The sequence below is a fragment of the Streptomyces malaysiensis subsp. samsunensis genome (assembly GCF_024519315.1).
In the GTDB taxonomy this organism is placed as follows: Bacteria; Actinomycetota; Actinomycetes; order Streptomycetales; family Streptomycetaceae; genus Streptomyces; species Streptomyces malaysiensis.
Window position 1 is genome coordinate 92,913 of record NZ_JANIIC010000007.1, and the last position, 25,497, is coordinate 118,409.

17 protein-coding genes and 1 pseudogene are annotated in these 25,497 nt (G+C 72.1%); 7 read left to right on the top strand and 11 right to left on the bottom strand.

The features are described from left to right. The first annotated feature begins 103 nt into the window (after window positions 1-103). Entirely contained in the window at window positions 104-3,352 is a 3,249-nt protein-coding gene (locus NQU54_RS08645) for a bifunctional [glutamine synthetase] adenylyltransferase/[glutamine synthetase]-adenylyl-L-tyrosine phosphorylase (RefSeq protein ID WP_257630554.1), read from the top strand. Window positions 3,353-3,375: 23 nt separating this feature from the next. Here the strand turns inward: NQU54_RS08645 and NQU54_RS08650 are convergent, their stop codons facing one another. The 11 genes and pseudogenes from NQU54_RS08650 to NQU54_RS08700 form a co-directional block, all read right to left on the bottom strand. Further along, window positions 3,376-4,599: a hypothetical protein gene (locus NQU54_RS08650; RefSeq protein ID WP_257630555.1), complete on the bottom strand. Its 1,224-nt coding sequence runs from the start codon at window positions 4,597-4,599 to the stop codon at window positions 3,376-3,378. Further along, window positions 4,596-5,696: a hypothetical protein gene (locus NQU54_RS08655; protein ID WP_257630556.1), complete on the bottom strand. Its 1,101-nt coding sequence runs from the start codon at window positions 5,694-5,696 to the stop codon at window positions 4,596-4,598. The genes NQU54_RS08650 and NQU54_RS08655 overlap by 4 nt, the downstream gene beginning before the upstream one ends. An 84-nt stretch (window positions 5,697-5,780) precedes the next feature. Continuing rightward, on the bottom strand, window positions 5,781-6,155 hold the full coding sequence (locus NQU54_RS08660; protein ID WP_069869269.1) for a nitroreductase/quinone reductase family protein: 375 nt from the start codon (window positions 6,153-6,155) through the stop codon (window positions 5,781-5,783). Window positions 6,156-6,785: 630 nt separating this feature from the next. Beyond that, window positions 6,786-7,010, bottom strand: a pseudogene (locus tag NQU54_RS08665) (N-acyl homoserine lactonase family protein); the annotation flags it as partial. A 138-nt stretch (window positions 7,011-7,148) separates the two neighbouring features. Then, the gene (locus tag NQU54_RS08670; RefSeq protein WP_257630557.1) at window positions 7,149-8,075 is read right to left on the bottom strand and encodes an aminoglycoside phosphotransferase family protein; all 927 of its coding nucleotides are present in this window, start codon (window positions 8,073-8,075) and stop codon (window positions 7,149-7,151) included. A 17-nt stretch (window positions 8,076-8,092) separates the two neighbouring features. Continuing rightward, window positions 8,093-8,752, bottom strand: coding sequence for a helix-turn-helix transcriptional regulator (locus NQU54_RS08675; protein ID WP_257630558.1), 660 nt, complete (start codon window positions 8,750-8,752; stop codon window positions 8,093-8,095). After that, a complete protein-coding gene (locus tag NQU54_RS08680) occupies window positions 8,749-9,891 on the bottom strand; it encodes a threonine synthase (protein WP_257630559.1) in 1,143 nt (380 codons plus the stop codon). Before NQU54_RS08680 ends, NQU54_RS08675 begins: the two co-directional genes overlap by 4 nt. Before the next feature lie 85 nt (window positions 9,892-9,976). Continuing rightward, window positions 9,977-10,924, bottom strand: coding sequence for an HAD family hydrolase (locus tag NQU54_RS08685; RefSeq protein ID WP_372505824.1), 948 nt, complete (start codon window positions 10,922-10,924; stop codon window positions 9,977-9,979). 142 nt (window positions 10,925-11,066) lie between these two features. Then, window positions 11,067-11,915, bottom strand: coding sequence for a phosphatase PAP2 family protein (locus NQU54_RS08690; RefSeq protein ID WP_069869273.1), 849 nt, complete (start codon window positions 11,913-11,915; stop codon window positions 11,067-11,069). Between the two features lie 488 nt (window positions 11,916-12,403). Continuing rightward, a complete protein-coding gene (locus NQU54_RS08695) occupies window positions 12,404-13,477 on the bottom strand; it encodes a LacI family DNA-binding transcriptional regulator (RefSeq protein WP_257630560.1) in 1,074 nt (357 codons plus the stop codon). A 25-nt stretch (window positions 13,478-13,502) separates the two neighbouring features. Continuing rightward, window positions 13,503-15,164, bottom strand: coding sequence for a glycoside hydrolase family 13 protein (locus NQU54_RS08700; protein WP_257630561.1), 1,662 nt, complete (start codon window positions 15,162-15,164; stop codon window positions 13,503-13,505). 263 nt (window positions 15,165-15,427) lie between these two features. On the opposite strand from NQU54_RS08700, the gene NQU54_RS08705 reads away from it, so the two are divergent. From NQU54_RS08705 to pulA, 6 genes are all read left to right on the top strand, one after another. Beyond that, on the top strand, window positions 15,428-16,705 hold the full coding sequence (locus NQU54_RS08705) for an extracellular solute-binding protein (RefSeq protein ID WP_069869276.1): 1,278 nt from the start codon (window positions 15,428-15,430) through the stop codon (window positions 16,703-16,705). An 11-nt stretch (window positions 16,706-16,716) separates the two neighbouring features. Further along, on the top strand, window positions 16,717-17,730 hold the full coding sequence (locus NQU54_RS08710) for a carbohydrate ABC transporter permease (protein ID WP_257630562.1): 1,014 nt from the start codon (window positions 16,717-16,719) through the stop codon (window positions 17,728-17,730). 2 nt (window positions 17,731-17,732) lie between these two features. Beyond that, window positions 17,733-18,563, top strand: coding sequence for a sugar ABC transporter permease (locus NQU54_RS08715; protein WP_257630563.1), 831 nt, complete (start codon window positions 17,733-17,735; stop codon window positions 18,561-18,563). A 125-nt stretch (window positions 18,564-18,688) separates the two neighbouring features. Further along, window positions 18,689-19,717, top strand: coding sequence for a LacI family DNA-binding transcriptional regulator (locus NQU54_RS08720; protein ID WP_257630634.1), 1,029 nt, complete (start codon window positions 18,689-18,691; stop codon window positions 19,715-19,717). 475 nt (window positions 19,718-20,192) lie between these two features. Continuing rightward, complete coding sequence (locus tag NQU54_RS08725) at window positions 20,193-21,584, top strand: alpha-amylase (RefSeq protein ID WP_257630564.1); 1,392 nt, start codon at window positions 20,193-20,195, stop codon at window positions 21,582-21,584. A 709-nt stretch (window positions 21,585-22,293) separates the two neighbouring features. After that, window positions 22,294-24,975, top strand: a complete 2,682-nt coding sequence (gene pulA, locus NQU54_RS08730; protein ID WP_257630565.1) for a pullulanase-type alpha-1,6-glucosidase — start codon at window positions 22,294-22,296, stop codon at window positions 24,973-24,975. Window positions 24,976-25,497: the final 522 nt, after the last annotated feature.

A 25,497-nucleotide genomic window follows, 5' to 3' on the forward strand; every position in this document is an offset into this window, starting at 1 on the left:
CCGCTTCGCCCTCCGGGTCGCTTAGGCTCGGCAGCGGCGCCTTTGATCACGGGTGTGCGCGTGGTCGGGTGGGGCGGGTCGACCAGGGACGGGAGGCGGCGGGATGTCCGTACCGCAGGGACGCAGGAGCAGCAATGTCACCCGGCTGCTGCGGCACGGCTTCACCGACGCCTCGGCCGCGCAGCGGTTGCTGGACGCGCCCGAGCTGGCCGCGGTGCGCAGCGATCCGGTGCTGCTTGAGGCGCTCGGCGCGACCGCCGACCCCGATCTTGCGCTGCTCGGGCTGTTGCGGCTCGTGGAGGCGCTGCCCGAGGAGGAGGCGAAGGAGGCCGGGGCGGGGGAGAACGGCGGGCAGCGGGCCGGTTCGCGGCAGGCGCTGCTGGACACCCTCGTCACCGCCAAACCGCTGCGCGACCGGCTGCTCGGCGTGCTCGGCGCCTCCGAGGCGCTGGGCGACCACCTGGCCCGCCATCCGGGGGACTGGCACGCCCTGGTGACCTATGAGTCGGCCGATCTGCATCCGGCCACCCCCGAGTTCGAGCGGGCCCTGGCCGAGGGGGTCTGGGGCGAGCCCGGGGCGGGGATGCCCCGGCCGGACGCGCTGCGGGTCGCCTACCGCCGGGCGCTGCTGGCCATCGCCGCCCGCGATGTGTGCGGCACCACCGACATCACCCAGACGGCCGCCGAGCTGGCCGACCTGGCGACCGCCACGCTGCGGGCCGCGCTGGAGATCGCCGTCGAGGAGCAGCCGCGGGACGCCGCCGCGTGCCGGCTGGCCGTGATCGGCATGGGCAAATGCGGGGGCCGCGAGCTCAATTACGTCTCGGATGTGGACGTGATCTTCGTGGCGGAGTCCGTTGAAGGCGTTGACGAGGACGAGGCGGTGCGGGCCGCCACCCGGCTCGCCTCCCGGCTGATGCGCGTCTGCTCCGATGTCACCGTCGAGGGCACCATCTGGCCCGTCGACGCCAACCTCCGCCCCGAGGGGCGCAATGGCCCGCTGGTGCGGACCCTCTCCAGCCATCTGGCGTACTACCAGCGCTGGGCCAAGACCTGGGAGTTCCAGGCGCTGCTGAAGGCGCGTCCGGTCGCGGGTGACGAGGCGCTCGGCCAGGCGTATGTGGACGCGCTCGCGCCGATGGTCTGGCAGGCCGTCGAGCGCGAGAACTTCATCCCCGATGTGCAGCAGATGCGCCGCCGCGTGGTCGAGAACATCCCCGTGTCCGAGGTCGACCGCGAGCTGAAGCTGGGCCCCGGGGGCTTGCGCGACGTGGAGTTCGCCGTCCAGCTGCTCCAGTTGGTGCACGGGCGGTCCGACGAGTCGCTGCGCAGCGGTACGACGCTGGACGCGCTCGCGGCCCTGGCCGCGGGCGGCTATGTGGGGCGCACCGACGCCGCCGCGCTCGACGCCGCGTACCGCTTTCTGCGCACCATGGAGCACCGCCTCCAGCTCTACCGGCTGCGCCGCACCCATCTGATGCCCGAGGGCGAGGCCGATCAGCGCCGCCTCGGCCGGTCGCTCGGCTTCCGTACGGAGCCGGTGACCGAGCTGGGCACCGCCTGGCGGCGGCACGCCCGCGAAGTGCGGCGGCTGCACGAGAAGCTCTTCTACCGGCCGCTGCTGGACGCCGTGGCCCAGCTCCAGCCCGGTGAGATCCGGCTCAGCCCCGAGGCGGCCGGGCAGCGCCTCACCGCCCTGGGGTACGCGGATCCGGCCGGTGCGCTGCGGCATCTGGAGGCGCTGGCGTCCGGTGTGACCCGTAAGGCGGCGATCCAGCGCACGCTGCTGCCCGTGCTGCTGGGCTGGTTCGCCGACTCCGCCGAGCCGGACGCCGGGCTGCTGGGCTTCCGCAAGGTCTCCGACGCACTGGGCAAGACACCCTGGTACCTGCGGCTGCTGCGCGACGAGGGCGCCGCCGCCGAGAACCTGGCCCGGGTGCTCTCCGCCGGGCGGCTCGCCCCCGATCTGCTGCTGCGCGCCCCCGAGGCGGTCGCCCTGCTCGGCGACCCGGAGGGGCTGCGCCCGCGCGGCCGGGCCCATCTGGAGCAGGAGGTGCTGGCCGCCGTCGGCCGCGCCGAGGGCGCCGAGCAGGCGGTCGCGGCGGCGCGCGGGGTGCGGCGGCGCGAGATGTTCCGTACGGCGGCCGCGGACATCATCGAAAGCGCCCGGCTGGCCAACGGCGAGGTGCGCCCGACCGTGAGCTGGCCGCCGGTGGGCGATCAGCCGCCGGGCGGCCGGACCCCGGGCCGGGCCATCGGGGCGGCGCCCGCCGCTTCGGCGGCCAGGGCCCCCGAGGTCCCCAGCGCCCTGCGGGCCTCCGAACCCCATGTGCCGGCCCGGCCCGCCCCTCCCGCCGCCGAACCGCCCGTGGACGCCGCGACGCTGATCGACATGGTCGGCGGCGCCCTCTCCGACCTGAACGCCGCGACCCTCGCCGGAGCGCTGCGCGCCGCCGTCCGCGACACCTGGGGCGATGAGCTGCCCACCCGCTTCGCCGTCATCGGCCTCGGCCGCTTCGGCGGCCATGAGCTCAGCTACGGCTCGGACGCGGATGTGCTCTTCGTCCATGAGCCGCGCGAGGGGGCCGATGACCAGGAGGCCGCCCGCGCCGCCTTCGCCGTGGCCAACGAGATGCGACGGCTGCTCCAACTCCCCAGCGTCGACCCGCCCCTGCTCATCGACGCCGATCTGCGCCCCGAGGGCAAGTCCGGGCCGCTGGTGCGCAGCCTCGCCTCGTACGCCGCCTACTACCGCCGCTGGGCGCTGGTGTGGGAGAGCCAGGCGCTGCTGCGCGCCGAGCCGGTGGCGGGCGACCCCGGGCTCGGCGAGCGGTTCATCGAGCTGATCGATCCGCTGCGGTATCCCTCCGAGGGGCTGGGCGAGGACGCGATCCGTGAGATCCGGCGGCTCAAGGCCCGGATGGAGTCCGAGCGGCTGCCGCGCGGGGCCGACCCCACCACCCACGCCAAGCTGGGCCGCGGTGGTCTCAGCGATGTCGAGTGGACCGTCCAGCTGATCCAGATGCGGCACGGCTGGGCCGAGCCCGGCCTTCGCACCACCCGCACCCGCGAGGCCCTGGCCGCGGCCCACGCCGCCGGGCTGATCGCCACCGAGGACGCCCAGACCCTCGACGAGGCGTGGGTCCTGGCCAGCCGCGTCCGCAACGCCGTCATGCTGGTCCGCGGCCGCCCCGGCGACACCTTCCCGACGGACGTCCGCGAACTGGCCGCGGTGGGCCGCTACCTGGGTTACGGCCCCGGCCATGTCGGCGAGCTGCTGGAGGACTACCGCCGCACCACCCGCCGGGCGCGGGCGGTGGTGGAGCGCCTCTTCTACGACTACGAGGGCTGACGGGGCTGTAGTGCGGTGGTGCCTCAGCCCTCCGCGGGCAGGGTGACGCGCAGCGGACCGCAGCCGACGCGGTCGGCCTCGGCGGCCACATAGCGGGGGAGGAGCGCACGGATGTCGTCGGGGTGTTCCCCGTCATCCGCCCGGACCAGGAAGGTGACCTGGCCGGTCTGGCACTCGGCCTGGAACAGCCCCATGTCGTCGCGGATGAAGCCGTACCCGTCCTGCTCACCGTGGGCACCGGTCCTGACCGGCTCCTTGGCGCCATCGCGGGACAGCCGGTCGTAGAGCACCGCGAGCCGGGGGTCCTCGATCGTCATCAGCCGCAGCCCGGGGTGGTCGAAGAGCACACCGCGGTCGCAGGTGCGCACCGGGCCGTCGCCCCGGGTCAGCAGGGGCCGGTGCCTTCCCTCGTGCTGGTACGTGCTCGGGAGCCGAAGCCCCTTGACGCCGCACATCCCGTCCTTCTTCTCCACCAAAAACCGCGGCGGCTCCGGCATCCGGCGCACCGGGTCGGCGATCCTGCCCGTGCAGCCCTCGTCGGCCATGTAGCGGTTGACCAGCTTGACCACGGCGCGGGCGAGCGCGTCACGGGCCTTGGTGTCCACGTCGTCGTCGTAGACCGTCCAGCCGGTCTCCATGTCGATCACGGTGGGGCCGCCGCTGACGTCCAGCCGGCTCGGCCGGCCGATACAGCCGTCGGGCACCGCGAGCCAGGCCCGGGTGTCCGAGGCCATGCCCAGCAGCCCGTCGCCCAGCGGGGTGAGCCGCGCGGAGAGGAACTCATCGGCCCACCGATCGCCCGCGCCGCCGAACCCGGTGTCCAACTGGTGCGCCTGGACCGTGATCCGCCGCCCGCGCGGCGAGGTCAGACGGCAGGTGCCCGACGGGCCCTGGCTGCCGATGCGATCGGTGGTGATGGGCACCTCCGAGGTCTTGATGTCCCTCTTGCCGTCGAACAGCGCCGCCACATCGTCCTCGCCGAACGCCCCCCAGCAGGCCCGGTCGTCCGCGAACGGACCCGCCCCGGCCCGCCAGGCCACTCCGGCGCCGCCGAGCAGCGCTCCCACGACGGCCCCGGCCACGCCGATGATCACGGCCAGCCGCAGACGGCTGCCGGCCAGGCGCCCCCAGTGCCACCAGGGGCGGCGCCGCTCGTGCAGAGGCACGCGCGCGTTGGCCGCACCGCTCCCGTCGCGCTCGTTGTTCTCGTTGTTCTCGGCGGGCTCGGCGTTCTCGGAGTCGGTCATCGGCTGGAACCCCCAGGTGCGATGGGCGCGCAACCGACGCGTCGCGCCACGGCGTTGGCGAAGGCGGTGAAGTACGGAGTCGTCTCGTGCAGGGAGGGAGCGAGCATCAGCACGGTGAGCGGCCGCCCCGCGCAGTCGGCCCGTACGACCTTGTAGTCGTCGGCGAAGACGCCCGTACCGCGCCAGCCGCGCGCCGGGGCCTTGGTGCCCGTGACCCCGTCGAGGAGGGCGGAGAACCGCGGCTGGGCGACCATCAGCGCGTCGAAGTACCGGCCGTCACCGCGCTGCGTCCGTACCGAACAGGACTGGAAATCCCGGGTGACCGCGCCGACCTGGTACTCCAGGTCGCGGCCCTCCTTGCCGAACTCCAGACCCCTGATCCGGCAGGCGCGGGTGAAGAAGGACTCGTCCTCCTCGGGCAGGGTGGTCATCGGCGACACGGCCTCGAGCGGCTCGGCCGGGGCGCAACCCGCCTTCTCCATCGCCCGGTTGGCGACCGCGACCAGCAACCGTGCCACGGACTGGGAGCCGCCGAGCCCCGCGTCGGCCGACATGGTGGTGTCGCTGTAGACCGTCCGCGCCACCGTGTCGAGCGTCACCGCCGTCGGTCGCCCGTCGCGGGTGTCGCACCCCTCGGGCAGCACCAGCAGCGCCTGCTTTCCGTCGGTGGCGCCCGGCAGCCCATCGGGCAGCGGCATCGCCCGGTCGCCGAGGTATCCGTCGATCCACTCCAGGCGCTGTCCGGCGCCCTCGGGCGCGGGGCCGTAGGTGACGGTGATCTTGGTCTCCGCCACGATCTGGTCGCCGTCGCTGCCGACGCGCTCGGAGTGGAGCGAGACGGTGCACTGTCCGCGCTGCCGCCGCGGTGTCGGCGCGGTCTCCTTGGACGTACGGCTGGCGTTGTCCTCGTCGAGCGCTTTCCGGCTCAGGAAACCCGGTCCGCTGTCCTCTTTCCAGGCGCCCCAGCAGTAGGTGTCCTTGCCGTCGAACGGCCAGGTGTCCGTGGCCCAGGTGCCGAGCCCGGCCGCCACCAGCACCACGACGGCGCCGCCGACCAGAGCCGTCCGACGGCGCGCGCCGCCCATCAGCTGTTTCATTGTGTGCCTTTCCCCCGTGTGGCCGCCGATCCTACTCAGCGGTTCCGTGTGCGATGTGCAGGGGGCATGGCAATTCCGCAGGTATCAGGGGCTGTTCGGGGCGGGCGGTTGGTCGAGCCGTACGGTGATGGTGACGCGGCCCTTCTCATCGACCCGAGCGACCGCGTGCCCGGTGCGGTCGCTCCCGTCCAGGTCCAGCGATATCGGCCCGCCCTCACCGGTGAAGTTGCGCCACCACAGCTTGCGTTCGGGCATGGCCACGGTGATCGTGACGGCATCGGCGGCGCGCCGATAGGCGACCGGCGTACTGAAGGTGCGGCCCGAGCGCCGCCCCGTGTACGTGACGACCGTGAGCCGCCCGCTCACCCTCCGCCCCCACCGAGGGGAGGACCGCAGCCCGACCATCCAGGCGTTGAACCGGTCGGTGAATCGCTTGGGAAGCGGTCCTTTGTACCGCACACAATCCTCCAGGTGCCGAGGGTCAGGGGAACGTGGCGTCACGGTAGCTCCGCGGGTGGCGCACACCCGGCCCGTTGCCCGGAAGTGAGAGAGACGGGCCCGAGTCCTCTCGCATGGCGTGCGCGCCGAGCGCCGTCCACCGCCCAGGACAGGGCAGTTCGCGCCCGCTGACCTGGAACCACACCGACTTCGGGTCACCGATTTCGGGGAGCGACTGCCCGGGGCGCCGTTCGTTCCGGTGCTGGGGCCGGTGGTGGGGTGCGGGTTTCGTCTCGCGCCTTCGGCGCCTTTGAGCATGGGGGCGGGGGATGGGGGGCGCGGGTCTCGCCGCCGGCTGGCGGGCCAGGTGGTGGTGGGCCCCGGGGCGGCTTCTGCTGGCCCTGGGCTGAGGCCCGGCCGGACTGGCGGTCCCTCCGGGTACCCCTTCCGAGAACGCTTGATCTGGAGCAACTAATTTGTCAAACGTTTTCCAGGGGGGTACCCCTCCGACGGTCCGGCATTGGCACAAGCCCCTGGGCACGGGAGCCGCCACCGGCCCTGCCACCCACTGCCCGCCGCCCGGCGAAGAAAGCGCGAGCCCGGCACCCCCGCCCCCATGCTCAAAGGCGCCGAAGGCGCGAGACGAGACCGTCAGTCGCCCGACGGCTCCCAGACCGCCCAGTCGTGGGCGAAAAGCACCCGACGGGGGTCGAAGTCGGTGAGGCGGTCCAGCCAGGGGCGGTACGGGGGGAGGGGCTGCGCCACGCCGTCGAGGGCGGCCCTGCGGGCCAGCTGGTCCGAGCCGAACTCGGTGGCGAAGTCATGTGCCTGACCGGCGAGGATCACCGTGCCGTCGGGCTGGCGGACGACCGGTGACTACCGGTCTCGACGGCGGGGCGGACGAAGTAGCCGAGGTCGGGGCGGCGCACGGAGGTGTCGTTGGCCATCCCGCCATGGTGGCGCGGCGCGCGGCGCGCCACCATGGCGGTTTGCCGAGAGCAGACCGGAAACCGCCTAACGGTGGTTCAGCAGGGCCGTGGCGATGGTGACCTGGATCGGTTCCAGGGCGGTCTTGCCGTCTTCGATGTCCCAGAGGGCGTTCTCCAGGACGCGGCCGAGGGTCCACCCGGTGGCCCGCCGCCGGTCCAGGCCGAGGGCCTCGGTCAGCAGGTCGAAGCGGCGGAGCACCGCGCGGGTGGGATCGCCGGTGGCCAGGACCTCGTCCCAGCGGTTGTCCAGCGCCGGGAGGAGTTCGAAGCCGGGGTCGCCGGTGAGCGGTTCGGGGTCGATGGCCAGCCAGGGCTCGCGTTCCCCGGCGAGGATGTTGTCGTAGTGGAGGTCCCAGTGCAGCAGCCGGTCGCCCGGCTCGTCGAGGAGTTCGGCCACGGCGGAGGCGTAGACGCGGACCAGCCGCCGTTCGGCCGGATCGCGCAGGGCCGGTACGGCGTCGGGCGTCCGCTCGAGCATGGCGGCGGCGATATCGGACAGGCGGCGCAGACCGTCAGGGGCGGGTACCGAGGTCAGACGGGCCAGGAGATCGGCCAGAACGCCCAGCGCGGCGGTGTCGTCGGGCAGCGAGGAGAGCGGACGGGACGCGTCCAGGCGCTCCAGCAGCATGGTGCCGGTGTCCGGGTCATGGTCGAGCAGGAGCACCACGCCGTCGCCGTTCCAGGTCCGCAGGCCCAGCGGGACGCCCTCGGTCTCCTCCTTGACCTGCTGGAGCTTGAGGGCCGCGGGGGTTCCGTCCGCGCCGGTCACCGGGAGGACGAGCGAGACCATGCCATGGGCGGCGGGACCGGCCGGGCGCAGGTCCCAGCGGTCGAGGAAGTCCGCGGCCAGCCGGGGCAGCGCGGCGAGCCAGGCGCGGTCGGTGGCGTCGCGCTCGCCGAACGACGCGGCGAAGGCTTCGGGGTTGTCGATGCCGCGGATCGGCGGGGTCATGGGGGAGGCTCCCGGGGTCAGGGTGAGCGCAGATAGTTGTAGACCGTGGCGCGGGATACGCCCAGGAGTTCGGTGACCACCTGGACGGAGTGCTTCACCTGGAGGAAGCCGCTGGTCTTGAGGGTGCGGACGAGTTCCTTCTTGGCTGGGGTGCCCAGGCTACGGGGCGTCTGGCCACGGGCGGCGGCGAATTCCTCGATGACGGCGCGCAGCTCCGCGGCGGTGCGGGCGCGGAGGGTTTCGGTGAGCGGCTGCTCCTGCTCATCGGTCCGTACGAGGTTGTTGAGGCTGCGGGCGGCGCTCGCGAAGAGGGAGACGTCCAGGTTGAGGCAGATGGCGGCGACGTACTGGCCCGCGCTGTTCTTGATGCCGACCGAGGTGCTCTTGGCCGGGCGGCCGTCCGGGAAGCGGTTGGCGTAGTTCTGGACGATGTCGGGGAAGCCGGGGTCCTGGATCCGGGCCAGGCCCAGCTCGGTGGCGGGCTCGCCCACCTCGCGGCCGGAGAGATTGCTCTCGATGGCGCGGATGGACTGGTCGGGGTTGCGCAGATCGTGGAGGACCACCTCGCACAGCCCGGGGAACATCCGGCCGAGGGCGACCACGATCTTCTCGGCCTCGCGCAGCAGCAGCTCGTCCTCGGGGGTTCCCGCCGTCTCCTGACGCCTCACCCCGGTCATCCGAAGAGCTCCGTCATCGTCGGCGTCGCCTTCAGCCCCGACCCGGTCAGCAGCACGACCGTGGTCTCACCGGGGCGGATCGCGCCCCGGGCGCGGAAGACCTCGATCGCCGCGGCGGCCGTCGCGCTGGTGGGCTCCGCGTAGAGCCCCATCGCGGCCAGCCGGCGGACCGCCGAGGCGATCGCGTCCTCCGGGATGGCCGCCATGTCGCCCTCCGAGCGGCGGATGGCGCGCAGCACCTCGGGGAAGCGGACGGGCTCGCGGATGGCCGTGCCCTCGGCGATGGTCGGGGCGTGATCGAACGGCACCGGGGTCTCGGCGCCCGCGTGGAACGCGGCGTGCAGCGGTGCGCAGTGGGCGGGCTGGGCCACCAGCAGCCGGGGGCGGCGGGTGATCTGGCCCGCGCCGAGCAGTTCGGAGAAGCCGAGGTCGCAGCCGAGTACGGTGCTGCCCGCGCCCGCCACGGTCACCACGGCGTCCGGTGCGGTGAAGCCCAGGTCCTCCCACAGCTCGTACGCCAGGGTCTTGGTGCCCTGGAGGAAGAAGGGGTGCCAGTTGTGGCTCGCGTAGTACGTATGGGCCGACTGGCGCAGCGCCTCCGCCGCGGTGGCGTCCCGGTCGCCCGGCACCAGCTGGACCTCGGCGCCGTAGGCCCGGCTCTGGAGGATCTTGGCGGGCGAGGTGGTGGCGGGGGCGAGGATCCTGGCGCGGATGCCGGCCGCGGCGCAGTACGCCGAGACGGAGGCCCCGCCGTTGCCGGAGCTGTCCTCGATCACCTCCTGCACGCCCCGCTGGGCGAGGAGCGAGATCATCACGCTGGTGCCGCGGTCCTTGAAGCTGCCGGTGGGGCTGAACCACTCCAGCTTGAACCGAACCCGACCCTCCCCCCAGCTCTTCTCGACCAGTGGGGTGCACCCTTCACCCAGTGACACCGGGGCGTCGACGCGCACCGGGAGGGCCGCTCGGTAGCGCCACAGTGACCGGGCCCCGGTGTCCACCTGCTCGCGGGTGATGCCGGGCAGCGCGGAGACGGTGAGGGGAGCCCCGTCGTCCCCGCACCAGCGTGGATCGTCGATCGGGTACGTGGCGCCGGAGCGCTCGTCGACGTAATGGGCTTCAGATCGTGGTTCGGCTCGCACCTTAGATATTTTGTTTAGTTGTATATAGCCAGTCAAGGGCGCACCGGGCGGCTCGAGGCCGCCGCGAGTGCCGTGCGAGAGCGGCTCAAGGGTGGGCGAACAGCCGTTCAAGCACCACCGCGACCCCGTCGTCCTCGTTGGCCGGTGCCACCTCATCGGCCATCGCGATCAGATCCGGATGTGCGTTGCCCATCGCGACCCCGTATCCGGCCCAGCCCAGCAGCGGGATGTCATTGGGCATATCGCCGAACGCGATCGTCTCCGCGGGGGTGAACCCCATGCGGTCGGCGGCCAGTTGCAGCCCCACCGACTTGTCCGTCCCGGCGGGCAGCACCTCGATCATGCCCTTCTCGGAGTGGGTCACCGCCACCTCGCCCCCGCCCACCCGCACCGCGGCCGCCGCGACCAGCCCGTCCGCCACCGTGCGGTGGCGCATCAGCACCTTCTCGATCGGCGCCGCCCACAGCTCTTCCCGCCCGGCCAGCCCCCACTCCGGGCGCATCCGGTCGGTGAAGCGGGCGGTGACCACGAAGCGGTTCTCGGGCGCCGCGGTCACCACGGCGAGCTCCAGCGGCCCCGCGCCCAGCGCCTCCTCGGTGCGCTCCACCACCGACCGGGCCAGCTCCCGGTCCAGCGACGCCGAGACCAGCAGCCGGTCCGCGGAGGCGTCGTACAACTGCGCGCCCTGTCCGCACACCGCGAGCCCCCGGTAGCCGATCGCCACCAGGAACTCCCGGCAGGAGGCGGCCGGGCGCCCGGTGACCACCAGATGCCGCGCCCCGGCGGCGCGGACGAGGGCGAGCGCCGCACGGCTGCGGGGCGAGACCGTCAGATCCCCGCGCAGCAGGGTGCCGTCGAGGTCGGTGGCCACCAGCGGGAAGCGGGGCCGCCCGGCGGTACGGGGCCGGGGGAGCAGCGCGCCCGGGGCGGGTACGGGCCCCGGGGGCACGGTGCCGCCCGGTGCGGAGGCGGATACGGGGGTGGATACGGAGGTGGAAACAGCAGCAGCGGCAGCGGCGTCGGCGGTGTGCACGGTGGCCGGTGGTCCCTTTCGTCACGCTCATCGTGCTCATTCCGCGTCGATCAGCGCGACACAGGGAGCCCCTGAACCCATGTCGACCTGTGAACCCATGTCGACCTTGCGGAACAGAGAATGGCGGCTCCGCCGGGGACGATCAAACCGTGCAGATCACGGCGACCTGCTTCGGCAGCCGGTACGGCAGCGAGCCGTACCACGCGCTCGACAGCGCGAAGCCGAAGGAGAGACAGATGACCCCGCCCACCGCGTCCAGCCAGAAGTGGTTGGCGGTGGCGACGATCACCAGCAGCGTGGCCGAGGGGTAGAGCAGCCCCAGCACCTTCACCCACACCGGACGGGCCAGTGTGGCGATGGTGAGACCGCACCACAGCGACCAGCCGATGTGCATCGAGGGCATCGCCGCGTACTGGTTCGACATATCGGCGAGGTTTCCCGAGGCCATCGAGCCCCAGGTGTTGTGCACCACCACGGTGTCGATGAAGTGGCCGCCGCTCATCAGCCGGGGCGGGGCCAGCGGAAAGAAGTAGTAGCCGAGCAGGGCCACGCCCGTGGTCGCGAAGAGCGCCAGCCGGGTGGCGGCGTAACGGCCCGGATGCCAGTGGTAGAGCCACACCAGCACACCGAGCGTCACGATGAAGTGGAGCGTGGCGTAGTAGTAGTTCATGCCCACGATCAGCCAGCTGACCGAGTCGAGCGCGTGGTTGACACCCCGCTCGAAGGCCATGCCCAGCCGGTGCTCCCACTCCCAGATCCAGCTCGCGTTGCGCAGCGCCTCGGGCCGCTGCTCCGGGACGGCGTTGCGGATCAGCGAATAGGTCCAGTAACTGACGGCGATGAGGACGATCTCGAACCAGAGCCGGGGCCTTCTGGGCGTACGCAACCGGTCCATCAGGGTGTGGCCCGGCGCCCGCGCCGCATCGGTGTCGGCGATGGGTGCCGGGGTGGCCGTCCGGCCTTCCGTGGTCCTGATCGTCGCTCCACCCATAGGGCAACAGTCTGCCAGACGAGCTCCACCCGCAGATCATCCACGGCATCGGGTCTTCGTTGCTTATGTCCTGGTCCGGGGGGTCATCAAAGGGACGTATGCCCCTATACGTCCACTGAGTCGAACCACTGGACGGAGACCCCGGGCAGGGCCCTCGGACGGGGCCGCCGGACAGGGGCTGCGGGGTGCCCGGCGCATCTTTCCCCTCCCCGCCCCTTCCCGAAACCGGGGCTCCGCCCCAGACCCCGACTTGGGGCTCTGCCCCTGGACCCCGGGGGCCGGGATCCCTTGCCCCCTGGACCCGGGGGTCTGGGGCGGAGCCCCACCTTCCAGCCCCCCGGCGTTTGGCCTTCCAGCCCCTCCAGGGGGCACCTCCCAGCGGTAGCTGGGGGAGATTGAGGAGCGGGGTCTGGGGCGGAGCCCCAGTTGTGGGAAGGGGCGGGGAGGGGATCAGCCCGCCGCAGGCGTCACGGCCCCCGGACGGAGCCTCAGCCGCCCCCGGACGCCCCCTGGGCCGCGCCCCCGGCCGCCCGCCCCCGCGACTCCACGCCGTGGGCCGACGTGGTGGAGCCGCGCACCACCAGTTCGGGTAGGAAGACGAACTCGCTGGGCGGGGCCGGAGTGCCGCCGATCTCCTCCAGTAGCGCCCGCACCGCCGCCTGCCCCATCGACTGCACCGGTTTGCGGATGGTGGTCAGCGGCGGATCGGTGAAGGCGATCAGCGGGGAGTCGTCGAAGCCGACGACCGAGACGTTCTGAGGGACCGCCAGGCCCTGCTGCCGGGCCGCCCGGATGGCACCCAGCGCCATCATGTCGCTCGCGCACACCACCGCCGTACAGCCCCGCTCGATCAGCGCGGTCGCCGCCGCCTGGCCGCCCTCCAGGGTGTACAGCGAATGCTGGATCAGCTCCTCGGACTCCGCCGCGGAGAGCCCCAGCCGGTCCCGCATCGCCTGCTGGAAGCCTTCGATCTTGCGCAGTACGGGAACGAACCGCTTCGGCCCGAGCGCGAGACCGATCCGGGTGTGCCCGAGCGAGACCAGATGGGTGACCGCCAGCCCCATCGCCGCCCGGTCGTCCGGGGAGATGAACGGCGCCCGCACCTTTGGCGAGAAGCCGTCCACCAGTACGAACGGAACACCCTGGCCGCGCAGCTGGTCATAGCGCTGCATATCGGCCGAGGTGTCCGCGTGCAGCCCGGAGACGAAGATGATCCCCGCCACCCCCCGGTCCACCAGCATCTCGGTCAGCTCGTCCTCGGTCGAGCCGCCGGGGGTCTGGGTGGCCAGCACCGGGGTGTAGCCCTGCCGGGTGAGCGCCTGCCCGATGACCTGGGCGAGCGCGGGGAAGATCGGGTTCTCCAGCTCGGGAGTGATCAGTCCCACCAGCCCGGCGCTGCGCTGTCGCAGCCGCACCGGCCGCTCATAGCCGAGGACGTCCAGAGCGGCGAGGACGGACTCGCGGGTGGCCGCGGCCACCCCCGGCCTGCCGTTGAGGACGCGGCTGACGGTGGCTTCGCTGACCCCCGCCTGGGCTGCGATGTCAGCAAGCCGTGCGGTCATGGAGTGGGACTGTACCGGTCGCGTGTCAGATTGCCCACCACGCGCATGAATCAGGCGGAATGCACACGGTTCCGGCCTCGTACGTCAGCGGCGCGGACGACAGCAGCGCACGCCCCGGCACCGGCAGTTCGATCTCCTCCCCGAGCGTGTTGAGCGTGCACACAAAGCCCGGCCGGGACAGCGCGAGCACCCCCGCCGGGGCCTGGAGCCAGCTCATCGCGCCGTCCCCCAGCCCCGGCAGCTCACGGCGCAGCGCGAGCGCGCCGCGGTAGAGCTCCAGCGTGGAGTCGGGGTCGCCGGTCTGCGCCTCGACGGACAGCCCGGACCAGGTGTCCGGCTGGGGCAGCCAGCTGCCGCCGGGGCCGAAGCCATGGCTTTTGCCGGAGCGGGTCCAGGGCAGGGGCACCCGGCAGCCGTCGCGGAAGCCGTCCTGACCGCCCTGGCCGTCCTGCCCGTCGGGGGAGGTGCGGAAGAAGGCGGGGTCCTGGCGCAGCTCGTCCGGCAGATCGGTCACCTCGGGAAGGCCCAGCTCCTCGCCCTGGTAGAGATAGGACGAGCCGGGCAGTGCCAGGGTGAGCAGGGCGGCGGCGCGGGCGCGGGCGAGCCCCCGCTCCGGGGAGCCGTCGGCGTAGCGGGTGGGGTGCCGGACCACATCGTGGTTGGAGAGCACCCAGGTGGTGGGGGCGCCGACGGAGCCGGTCGCGGCGAGCGACTCGTCGATCACCTGACGCATCGCGACCGCGTCCCACGGGCACTTCAGGAACTGGAAGTTGAACGCCTGGTGCAGTTCGTCGGGGCGTACGTAGAGGGCCAGCCGCTCGGCGGTGGGCGCCCATGCCTCGGCGACGCCGATCCGGTCACCGGGGTAGGAGTCCAGCAGCCGGCGCCAGGAGCGGTGGATCTCGTGCACCCCGTCCTGGTCGAAGAACGGCAGCACCTGGGAGCCGATCAGCTTGGCCTGTTCGGTGTGGCCGATGTCGGGCAGCCCTGCGGCCTTGACCATGCCGTGGGCGACATCGATACGGAAGCCGTCCACGCCCAGATCCAGCCAGAAGCGCAGCACCGAGTCGAACTCGGCGCGGACCTCGGCGGAGTCCCAGTCGAGGTCGGGCTGCTGGGGGGCGAAGAGGTGCAGATACCACTCACCGGGGGTGCCGTCCGGATCGGTGGTGCGGGTCCAGGCGGGGCCGCCGAAGACCGACTCCCAGTCGTTCGGCGGCAGTTCGCCGTGCGCGCCGCGGCCGGGGCGGAAGTGGTACCGGGCGCGGGCCGCGCCTCCTGGCCGGTCGGCGAGCGCCTCGCGGAACCACGGGTGCTGGTCCGAGCTGTGGTTCGGGACGACGTCCACGATCACCTTCAGCCCCAGCTCATGGGCGGTGCGCACCAGATCGTCGGCGTCGCCGAGGGAGCCGAAGAGCGGATCCACGGCGCGGTAGTCCGCCACGTCGTAGCCGCCGTCGGCCTGCGGGGAGGCGTAGAAGGGGGTCAGCCAGACGGCGTCCACGCCCAGCCCGGCGAGGTGCGGCAGCCGCTCCCGCACCCCGCGCAGATCGCCGATCCCGTCGCCGTCGCTGTCGGCGAAGGACCGCACATACACCTGGTAGATGACGGCGTCGCGCCACCATCCGGGGCTCTCGGACGATCGCGCCGGCTCGGTGGCAAGAGAGGTCGTGAGCTCCTGGGTCATGGCGCGAACGTAACAGCTCTGCAATGCCTTGCGGAAGAGCTTGCAGGGCGCGCTGATGGACTCCGGGGGTGCTCCGGTCGTGCTACGGGCGCATGTCAAGCGCCCGCACGGGAGCGGAGCGGCCACCGCGGGGACACGCGGACGTAACGATGCCGGGCGGCTTGCAGAAATTTGCCGCAAGCTCTTTCGGCGCGCTTGCGGCCCTGTTACGTTCCTCCGCAACCCGGGGCCGCGACGGAGCGGCCGGCTTTGGAGGAGTTCACATGCGACGTGGCATAGCGGCCACCGCACTCGTCGCGGCCATGGCGCTCGCGGCGACCGCGTGCGGCGGTGACGACGGCGGCAGCGGCGACAAGAAGTCCGGCGGCCATCTCTCCGGCACCGTGACGTACTGGGACACGTCGAACGACGCGGAGAAGGGCACGTACAAGGAGCTCGCCCTGGGCTTCGAGAAGAAGCACCCCGACGTCAAGGTCGACTACGTCAATGTGCCCTTCGGTGACGCGCTGGCCAAGTTCAAGAACGCCGCGGGTTCCGGCGGCTCCGGCGCGCCCGATGTGCTGCGCACCGAGGTGGCCTGGACCCAGGACCTCGCCAACATCGGCTATCTCGCCCCACTGGACGGCACCCCCGCCCTCGCCGACCAGTCCGACTATCTGCCCAAGGCCCTCGCCGGCGCCAAGTTCAAGGGCAAGACCTACGCCGTACCGCAGGTCATCGACACCCTCGGCCTCTTCTACAACAAGAAGATGCTGAAGGACGCCGGGGTCGAGCCGCCCAAGGACTGGACCGAGCTCAAGGCCGCCGCCAAGAAGATCAAGGAGAAGACCGGCAAGACCGGTCTGTATCTGCGCGGCGACGACGCCTACTGGTATCTGCCCTTCATCTACGGCGAGGGCGGCGACCTCCTCGACACCGGCGCCAAGAAGGTCACCATCGACGACGAGCCCGGTATCAAGGCGTTCGCGGCCGCCCGTGACCTGGTCACGTCCAAGGCGGCGGAGACCGACGCCACCGACGGCTGGGACAACATGCAGAACGCCATCAAGAACGGCGACGTCGCGATGACGATCAACGGGCCGTGGGCGATCGAGGACACCCTGGCCGGCAAGGCGTTCAAGGACAAGTCCAACCTCGGGGTGGTCCCCGTCCCGGCCGGCAGCAAGGGCCAGGGCGCCCCGCAGGGCGGCCAGAACCTCACCGTCTACGCCGGATCGAAGAACCTGGACGCCTCCTACGCCTTCGCCCAGTACATGAGCTCGGCCGAGGTCCAGGCCAAGACCACCGAGAAGCTCTCCCTGCTGCCCACCCGCACCTCCGTCTACTCCGACAAGGCGGTCGCGGCGAACGCCAATGTGAAGTTCTTCAAGGCCGCGGTCGACAAGGCCGTCGAACGCCCCTGGATCCCCGAGGGCAACAGCCTCTTCCAGGCGATCCTGGTGCAGTTCCCGGGCGTTCTCACCGGCAAGACCTCACCCGAGAAGGCCGCGAAGTCGGCCGGTGACGCGTACCGCAAGCTCCTCAAGGGCGACTGGAAGTAGGGCCGGCGACGATGGCTGTCGACACCAGCCGGCCGATGGACCCGGCCGCGGGCGCGAAGGGCGCCCGCGGCCGGGTCCGCAAGGCCGGCACCCCACCGCCGCGCCGCATCCGCGACGCGCTGGCCCGCCACTGGTACGCCTGGGCCATGGTCGCGCCCGTCGTGATCGTCATCGGGCTGATCATCGGCTATCCGCTGGTCCGCGGCGTCTATCTGTCGCTGACCGACGCCAACGAGGCCAACGTCGAGCGCACCATCGGGATCAACCACATCCCCGCCACCTACAAGACGGTCGGCCTCGACAACTTCCGGGCCATCCTGGACGACCAGGTCTTCTGGGACCGGCTGAGCTGGACCGTCACCTGGACCGTCAGCTGTGTCGCGCTCACCTTCGCGATCGGCCTGGGCCTGGCCGTGCTGCTCAACCGGCGGTTCGCCGGGCGCACCCTCTACCGGTCGCTGCTGATCCTGCCCTGGGCCGTTCCCGCGTTCGTCTCCGTCTTCGCCTGGCGGCTGCTCTACAACGAGAAGAACGGCATCCTCAACAAGGTGCTGCACGGCGGCGGGATCGACGCGGTGCCCTGGCTCAACGACCCCACCATGGCCAAGGTCTCCGTGATCGCCGTGAACATCTGGCTCGGGGTGCCGTTCATGCTGGTCGCGCTGCTCGGCGGATTGCAGTCCATCCCCGGTGAGCTGTACGAGGCCGCCGAGATGGACGGGGCGAGCCCCTGGCAGCGGTTCCGCCATATCACCCTGCCCGGGCTGCGCTCGGTCAGCTCCACCGTGATCCTGCTGTCGACCATCTGGACGTTCAACATGTTCCCGGTGATCTTCCTGCTGACCCGCGGCGGACCCGGCGACTCCACCGAGATCCTGGTGACGTACGCCTACCGGCTGTCCTTCGTCAACAGCCCGCGCGACTTCGCCGGCGCCTCGGCCTGGGGTGTGCTGATCCTGCTCATCCTCATGCTCTTCGCGGTGGTCTACCGCCGTTCGCTCCGCAAGCAGGGAGAGGTGTGGTAGCCATGCGCGACCAACGACGCGGCCCGCTCGCCTCCGTCGGGCTGCACACCACGCTCATCATCGCCTCCGCCGTGGCGGTCTTCCCGCCGCTGTGGCTGGTGGTGACCTCGTTCAAACCCAAGAGCGAGGCGTTCAGCACCGATGTGGTCAAGGACCCGACGCTGCGGAACTACCAACACGTCCTGGGCGACACCGAGTTCCTGAGCTGGTTCGGCAACTCGCTGTTCATCGTGGTCATCACCACGATCCTGGGCGTCTTCGTCGCGGCCACCACCGGCTACGCCGTCAGCCGCTTCCGCTTCCCCGGGATGCGCCCGCTGATGTGGCTGCTGCTGATCACCCAGATGTTCCCGGTGGCCATCCTCATCGTGCCGCTGTACAACATCATGTCGACGCTGGGCTGGCTCAACCAGCCGATCTCGCTCATCGTCACCTACCTCACCGTGGCCGTGCCGTTCTGCGCCTGGATGATGAAGGGCTTCTTCGACACCATCCCGGTGGAGATCGACGAATCCGGCCGGGTCGACGGCCTCAACCCGTTCGGGACCTTCTGGCGGCTGGTGGTCCCGCTGGCCAAACCGGGGCTCGCGGTGACCGCGTTCTACACCTTCATCACCGCCTGGGCCGAGGTCGCCTACGCCTCCGCCTTCATGACGGGGGAGGAGAACCTCACGCTCGCCGCGGGGCTCCAGACCTTCGTCAACCAGTACACCTCCGACTGGGGCTCGATGACCGCCGCCGCCGTCATGATCGCGATCCCGGCGGCGCTGGTGTTCTCCTGGGCCCAGCGCCATCTCGTCGCGGGGCTCACGGCCGGAGCGACCAAGTCGTGACGAGTCCGCCGGCGGCGGGCCCGCCCGGGGCGGGCCCAGCGGCCTCGAGCGCATCCGCGGCCCGCCCTCCGGCGCCGAGCCCTCCGGCGCCGAGCCCTCCGGCGCCGAGCCCTCCGGGGGCGGGCCTGTCGGCGCCGCCGCGGCTCGCCGACATCGCCGCACAGGCCGAGGTCAGCGAGGCCACCGTCAGCCGGGTGCTCAACGGCAAGGCGGGGGTGGCGGCCACCACCCGGCAGCGGGTGCTCGCCGCCCTCAGCGTTCTCGGGGTACTCGGCTACGAGCGGCCGGTGCGGCTGCGGCGGCGCAGCGCCGGGTTGGTCGGCCTGGTGATCCCGGAGCTGACCAATCCGGTCTTCCCCGCCTTCGCGCAGATCATCGAGCAGGTGCTCGCCGGACATGGCTACACCCCGATCCTGTGCACCCAGATGCCCGGCGGCGCCACCGAGGACGAGTTGGTGGAGCAGTTGGAGGAGCGCGATGTGGCGGGCATCGTCTTCATGTCCGGACTGCACGCCGACACCACGGCCGACCCCGCCCGCTATGCCCGACTGGCCGGCCGCAAGGTGCCGTTCGTGCTGATCAACGGCTACAACGAGCACATCCAGGCCACGTTCGTCTCCCCCGACGACCGGGCGGCGGCGCGGATGGCCGTACGCCATCTGTCCGCCCTCGGCCACCACCGGATCGGCCTCGCGGTGGGGCCCGCCCGCTATGTCCCCGCGCGGCGCAAGGTCGAGGGATTCCTCGCGGCGAGCGCCGAGCTGCTGGACCGATCGCCGGACGAGGCGCGGGAGTTGGTGCGCCATACGCTCTTCAGCGTGGAGGGCGGTCAGGTGGCGGCGGCCACGCTGCTGGACCAGGGCTGTACCGGCATCGTGTGCGGCAGCGATCTGATGGCGCTCGGGGTGATCCGGGAGGCATCCCGCCGGGGGCTGCGGGTGCCGCACGATGTGTCGGTGGTCGGTTTCGACGACTCCCCGCTGATCGCCTTCACCGATCCACCGCTGACCACCGTGCGCCAGCCGGTGCAGTCGATGGCCACGGCGGCGGTGGGGGCGCTGCTGGAGGAGATGGCCGGAAACCCGGTGCAGCAGACGGAGTTCGTCTTCCAGCCGGACCTCGTCGTACGCGGTTCGACGGCCAGGCCGCGCTAAGCGGATCGGCGGAAGTCGGCTGCGGTTCGGTGGCGCCCCGAAGGGGCGCGGGGCTGTGTCGATGTGCGGCTCCGCCGCGTGGGCGCGACCAGCCGCGACGGCGCCGCGGACGATCGACGGCAGGTCAGGGCACTTCCAGCGGAGCGCTTAGCGGGTGCCGGACGGATCTTGACGCCCGCGACGGGCCGTTCGCCCACCGACACCCCGTGGAAAACCCGATCCGACCGGCCGGGCGCGTGGGGCCTGTTGACAGGCCCCCGGCCGGCCGGACCGGAGAACGTGGTTGAACGTAACACCGCCGCAATCCCTTGCGAAAGGTCTTGCAGCCACAAAAGCTCGCGAGTACGGTCCGGACACCGACATCGGACTGACGTCTTGCAGCAAGAACCTTCAACCCTTCAACTGGCCTTACGGGCACGGCGCGTTGCCGTACGAGGCTGAATCGGCACCCCCGAACTCCCCCCACGGAGGAACGATGGCCAGCAGCCGCATCCCCCTTGCCGCCGCGTTCGCCCTCGCGGCGAGCGCGGCGGTGCTCGTCGCCCTGCCCCAGCAGACCGCGCGGGCGACACCGCCCGGCACCAAGGACGTCACCGCGGAACTCTTCGAGTGGAAGTACGACTCCGTCGCCAAGGAGTGCACCAGCGCCCTCGGCCCCGCCGGATACGGCTTCGTCGAGGTGTCCCCGGCCACCGAGCACATCCAGGGCGGCCAGTGGTGGACCTCCTACCAGCCCGTCAGCTACAAGATCGCCGGGCGGCTCGGCGACCGCACCGCGTTCAAGAACATGATCGACACCTGTCACGCCGCGGGCGTGAAGGTGGTGGCCGACGCCGTCATCAACCACATGTCCGCCGGTTCCGGCACCGGCACCGGCGGCTCCTCGTACACCAAGTACACCTACCCCGGGATCTATCAGCCCCAGGACATGGACGACTGCACCTCACAGGTCAGCAACTACCAGGACCGCTGGAACGTACAGCACTGCGAGCTGGTGGGCCTCGCCGACCTGGACACCGGTGAGTCATACGTCAGGACCCGGCTCGCCCAGTACCTCGACGACCTGCTCTCGCTCGGCGTGGACGGCTTCCGCGTCGACGGCGCCAAGCACATCCCGGCGGACGACCTGGCCGCCATCAAGAGCCAGTTGAGCGACCCCGGCGTCTACTGGAAGCAGGAGGTCATCCACGGCGAGGGCGAGGCGGTCTCCCCGACGGAGTATCTGCGCAACGGCGATGTGCAGGAGTTCCGCTACGGCCGTGACCTCAAGCGGGTGTTCCAGAGCGAGAAGCTGGCGTATCTGAAGAACTTCGGCGAGGGCTGGGGCTATATGGCAAGCGGCCAGTCCGGTGTCTTCGTCGACAACTGGGACACCGAGCGCAACGGCTCCACCCTCACCTACAAGAACGGCGCCGACTACACCCTGGCCAATGTCTTCATGCTGGCCTGGCCCTACGGCTCCCCCGACATCCACTCCGGCTACGAGTTCAGCGACAACGACGCGGGCCCGCCGAACGGCGGCGCGGTGGGCGCCTGCTACCAGGACGGCTGGAAGTGCCAGCACAAGTGGCCCGAGATCAGCGGCATGGTCGCCCTCCGCAACACGGCCCGGGGCGCCTCGGTGACCAACTGGTGGGACAACGGCGGCAACGCCATCGGCTTCGGGCGCGGCGACAAGGCGTACGTGGCCATCAACCACGAGAGCGGCTCCCTCACCCGGACCTTCCAGACCTCGCTCCCGGCGGGCGGCTACTGCGACGTACAGAGCGGCAAGTCCGTCACGGTCGACTCCTCGGGCCAGTTCACGGCCACGCTGGGCACGAATACGGCGCTGGCCCTGCACACGGCCGCCCGCACCTGCGGGTAGGCGGCGGCCTCCACCGACGGACGGGGGGCAGGGGCTCCGCCCCTGCCCCGGGCCCTGCCCCTGCCCCTGCCCCTGCCCCGGGCCCGGGGTCTGGGCTTGGGGTCTGGGCTTGGGGCAGGGGTCGGGCTTGGCCCGGGGTTCGGCTTGGGCCGGGGTTCGGGCTTGGCCCGGGGCTCGGCTTGGGCCTGGGGTTCGGCTTGGGCCCGGGGTCGGGTTTGGGTTCGAGGTTCGGGCTTGGGCTCGGGGCCCGGGGTCCGGGGTTCCGCTTGGGCCTGGGGCCCCGCTTGGGTCTGGGCTTGGGCCTGGGGGTCGGGCTTGGCCCGGGGGGCGGCTTGGACCGGGGGTTCGGGGTCCGGGGTTCGGCTTGGGCTCGGGGTTCGGGCTTGGGCCCTTCGGGTTTGGGCTCGGGGTTCGGGCTTCTGCTTGGGCTCGGGGTCCGAGCTTGGGTCCGGGGTTCCGTCCCTGGCCTGGGCTCAGCCCGTGCCCTGTGCCCTGTGCCCGGGGCACAGGTACGGCCCCGGGCCTCGGGCTCCGGCTGCCTGGCCGTCGCCTTGGGCATGGGACACCGCACCAGGCCCCGGGACCCGCCCCTGCCCCGGCATCGAATCCCCTGCCCGGCCATCGAATCGCCCCCCGGCATCCTCCCCGCACCCCGGGCGGGGGCGGGGAGCCCACACCCACACCACAACCTCAAGGAGCCACCAGCCCCGTGAAATCCCCGAGAGCCACCCTCTTCCGTAGCGCCGCCGCGCTCGCCGCCCTGGCCCTGGGTGCGGCGGCCGTGCCCGCCGGCGCCGTGCCCGCCGTTTCGCAGAGCGCCCGCGCTGCGGCGCCCGCCGCCTCGGCGATCCCCACCGCCGAGGCGCAGTGGATCGACCGCACCACCGTCGTCTGGAAGGCCGAGCACACCGCCGGGACCGTCGAGGAGCTGAACTACGCGGACGGCGGCACCCTGCGACTGGCCCCGGCCGTCCTGACCGATGCCCAGAAGGCCGCCTACCCCCATCTGGCCGGGCATCCCGCCTACCGACTCGACCCGCGCGACCGCGACGAGGCCGCCACGGCGCTGCGCGGCCCGCTCGCCGCCGTACAGCGCGCGGCCGACGACCACGACCACGTACTGCACCGCACCGGAGTGCAGATCCCCGGCGTCCTGGACGACCTCTACGCCGACCGGGCGCGCCGGGCCCGCCTGGGCCCGGTCTTCCACGGGGGCCGCCCCACCCTCTCCGTCTGGGCGCCGACCGCCCGGTCCGTGTCGCTCGACCTCGACGGGCGCACCGTCGCCATGCGGCGGGACCCCGGCAGCGGGGTGTGGAGCGTGACCGGCGACCCCGGCTGGCGGGACAAGCCCTACCGCTACCGGGTCCGGGTGTGGGTGCCGAGCGTCGGCGAAACCGTCACCAACGAGGTCACCGACCCCTATTCGACCGCCCTGACCGCCGACTCCACCCGCAGCCTGGTCACCGACCTGGCCGACCCCCGGCTCGCCCCCGCCGGCTGGGACGCGCTGAAGAAGCCCAGGGCCGTCCCGTTGCGCGACGCCCGTATCCAGGAGCTCCAGGTCCGCGACTTCTCCATCGCGGACCGCACCAGCGCCCATCCCGGCCAGTACCTCGCCTTCACCGACCGCGACGCGGACGGGATGCGGCACCTCGCGCGGCTGGCCGAGTCCGGCACGTCCTACGTCCACCTCCTGCCCGCCTTCGACTTCGGCACCGTCCCGGAGCGGCGGTCCGACCAGGCCCGGCCCGGCTGCGATCTGGCCGCGCTGCCCGCCGACTCCGACCGGCAGCAGAAGTGCGTGGCCGAGACCGCGGCCGGGGACGGCTACAACTGGGGCTACGACCCGCTGCACTACACCGTGCCGGAGGGGAGCTACGCGAGCGATCCGGACGGCCCGGCCCGCACCCGGGAGTTCCGGCAGATGGTGCGGGGCCTGGCCCACGCCGGGCTGCGCACCGTCATGGACGTGGTCTACAACCACACCGTGGCGGCCGGGCAGGACGACAAGTCGGTGCTCGACCGGATCGTGCCCGGCTACTACCAGCGGCTGCTGGACGACGGCGGCGTGGCCACCTCCACTTGCTGCCCCGGCACCGCGCCCGAGCACGCGATGATGGGCAAGCTGGTGGTGGACTCGATCGTCACCTGGGCCAGGCAGTACAAGGTCGACGGCTTCCGCTTCGACCTCATGGGCCACCACCCCAAGGCCAACATCCTGGCCGTGCGCAAGGCCCTGGACGCCCTGACGCCCGCCAAGGACGGGGTGGACGGCAAGTCGATCATCCTCTACGGCGAGGGCTGGAACTTCGGCGAGGCGGCCGACGACGCCCGCTTCGTCCAGGCCACCCAGCGCAACATGGCCGGCACCGGCATCGCCACCTTCAGCGACCGGGCGCGGGACGCGGTGCGCGGCGGCGGGCCGTTCGACGAGGACCCCCGTGTCCAGGGCTTCGCCTCCGGGCTCTTCACCGACCCCAACGGGTCACCCGCCAACGGCACCCCGGACGAGCAGCGGGCCCGGCTGCTGCACGCCCAGGACCTGATCAAGGTCGGGCTCTCCGGCAACCTCGCCGACTACGCCTTCACCGACACCGGCGGACGCCGGGTCAAGGGCGCCGAGGTGGACTACAACGGCGCCCCGGCCGGCTATGCCGCCGCCCCCGGCGACGCGCTCGCCTACACCGACGCCCATGACAACGAGACCCTCTACGACGCGCTCGCCTACAAGCTCCCCGAGCGGACACCGGCCGCCGGCCGCGCCCGGGCGCAGGTGGTGGCCCTGGCCACCGCCACCCTCTCCCAGGGCCCGGCGCTCAGTCAGGCCGGCACCGATCTGCTGCGCTCGAAGTCGCTGGACCGCAACTCCTTCGACAGCGGCGACTGGTTCAACGCCATTCACTGGGATTGCGCATCCGGCAACGGCTTCGGCCGGGGACTGCCCCCGGCGGCGGACAACGAGCCCAAATGGCCCTACGCCAAGCCCCTGTTGACCAACCCGGCGGTACGCCCCGGCTGCCCCGAGATCACGGGCGCCTCTGCGGCCTACCGGGATCTGCTGCGGATCCGCACCACCGAGAAGGCGTTCAGCCAGACCACGGCGGAGGGGGTGCAGCAGGCGCTGTCCTTCCCGCTGTCCGGGACCGAGGAGACACCGGGCGTCATCACCATGCGGCTCGGCTGGCTCGTCGTGGTCTTCAACGCCACCCCGTCCCGGCAGTCACAGACCGTCCCCGCTCTGGCCGGAACCCCGTACAGCCTCCACCCGGCCCAGGCACACGGCGCCGACACCACGGTGAAGAGCTCCACTTACGAACGCACGACCGGCACCTTCACCGTCCCCGGCCGCACGGTGGCCGTCTACACGGCCGGGGCCGCCGGGCGCTGAGCAGTCGGGCGGAGGCCGGTCGTGCCCGAAGGGGCGCGGGGCTGTGTCGATGTGCGGCTCCGCCGCGTGGGCGCGACCGGCCACGACGGCGCCGCAGACGCTCGACAGCAGGTCGGGGCAGCCCGGTGGACCGCTTGCAGGGTGTCCGGCGGCTCTTCCCCTCCCCGCCCCTTCCCGAAACTGGGGCTCCGCCCCAGACCCCGCGTCCAGGGGCGGAGCCCCTGGTGACGGGAGGGGAAGCCCCGCCGGTCCCGCCGCCCCAGCGTGTTAGGGGGTGTTTCGGGACTTGGCCTGGACCCCGGGGTCCAGGGGCGGAGCCCTGCCGCGCGGCGGAGCCGCATGTCGATGCTGTGGGAAGGGGCGGGGAGGGGAAAGTCTCGTCGGCCCTGCCGTCCCGGCCGCTGGCCCCAGCCGCCGGGGCCCGTTGTCTTGGCGTGTCAGCGTGTGTCGGCCGCTGGCCCTGTTGGTCAGGTCCTGCCGTTCTGGCGTGCCGGCGTGCTGGGGGTGTCCGGGGCCCGGCCT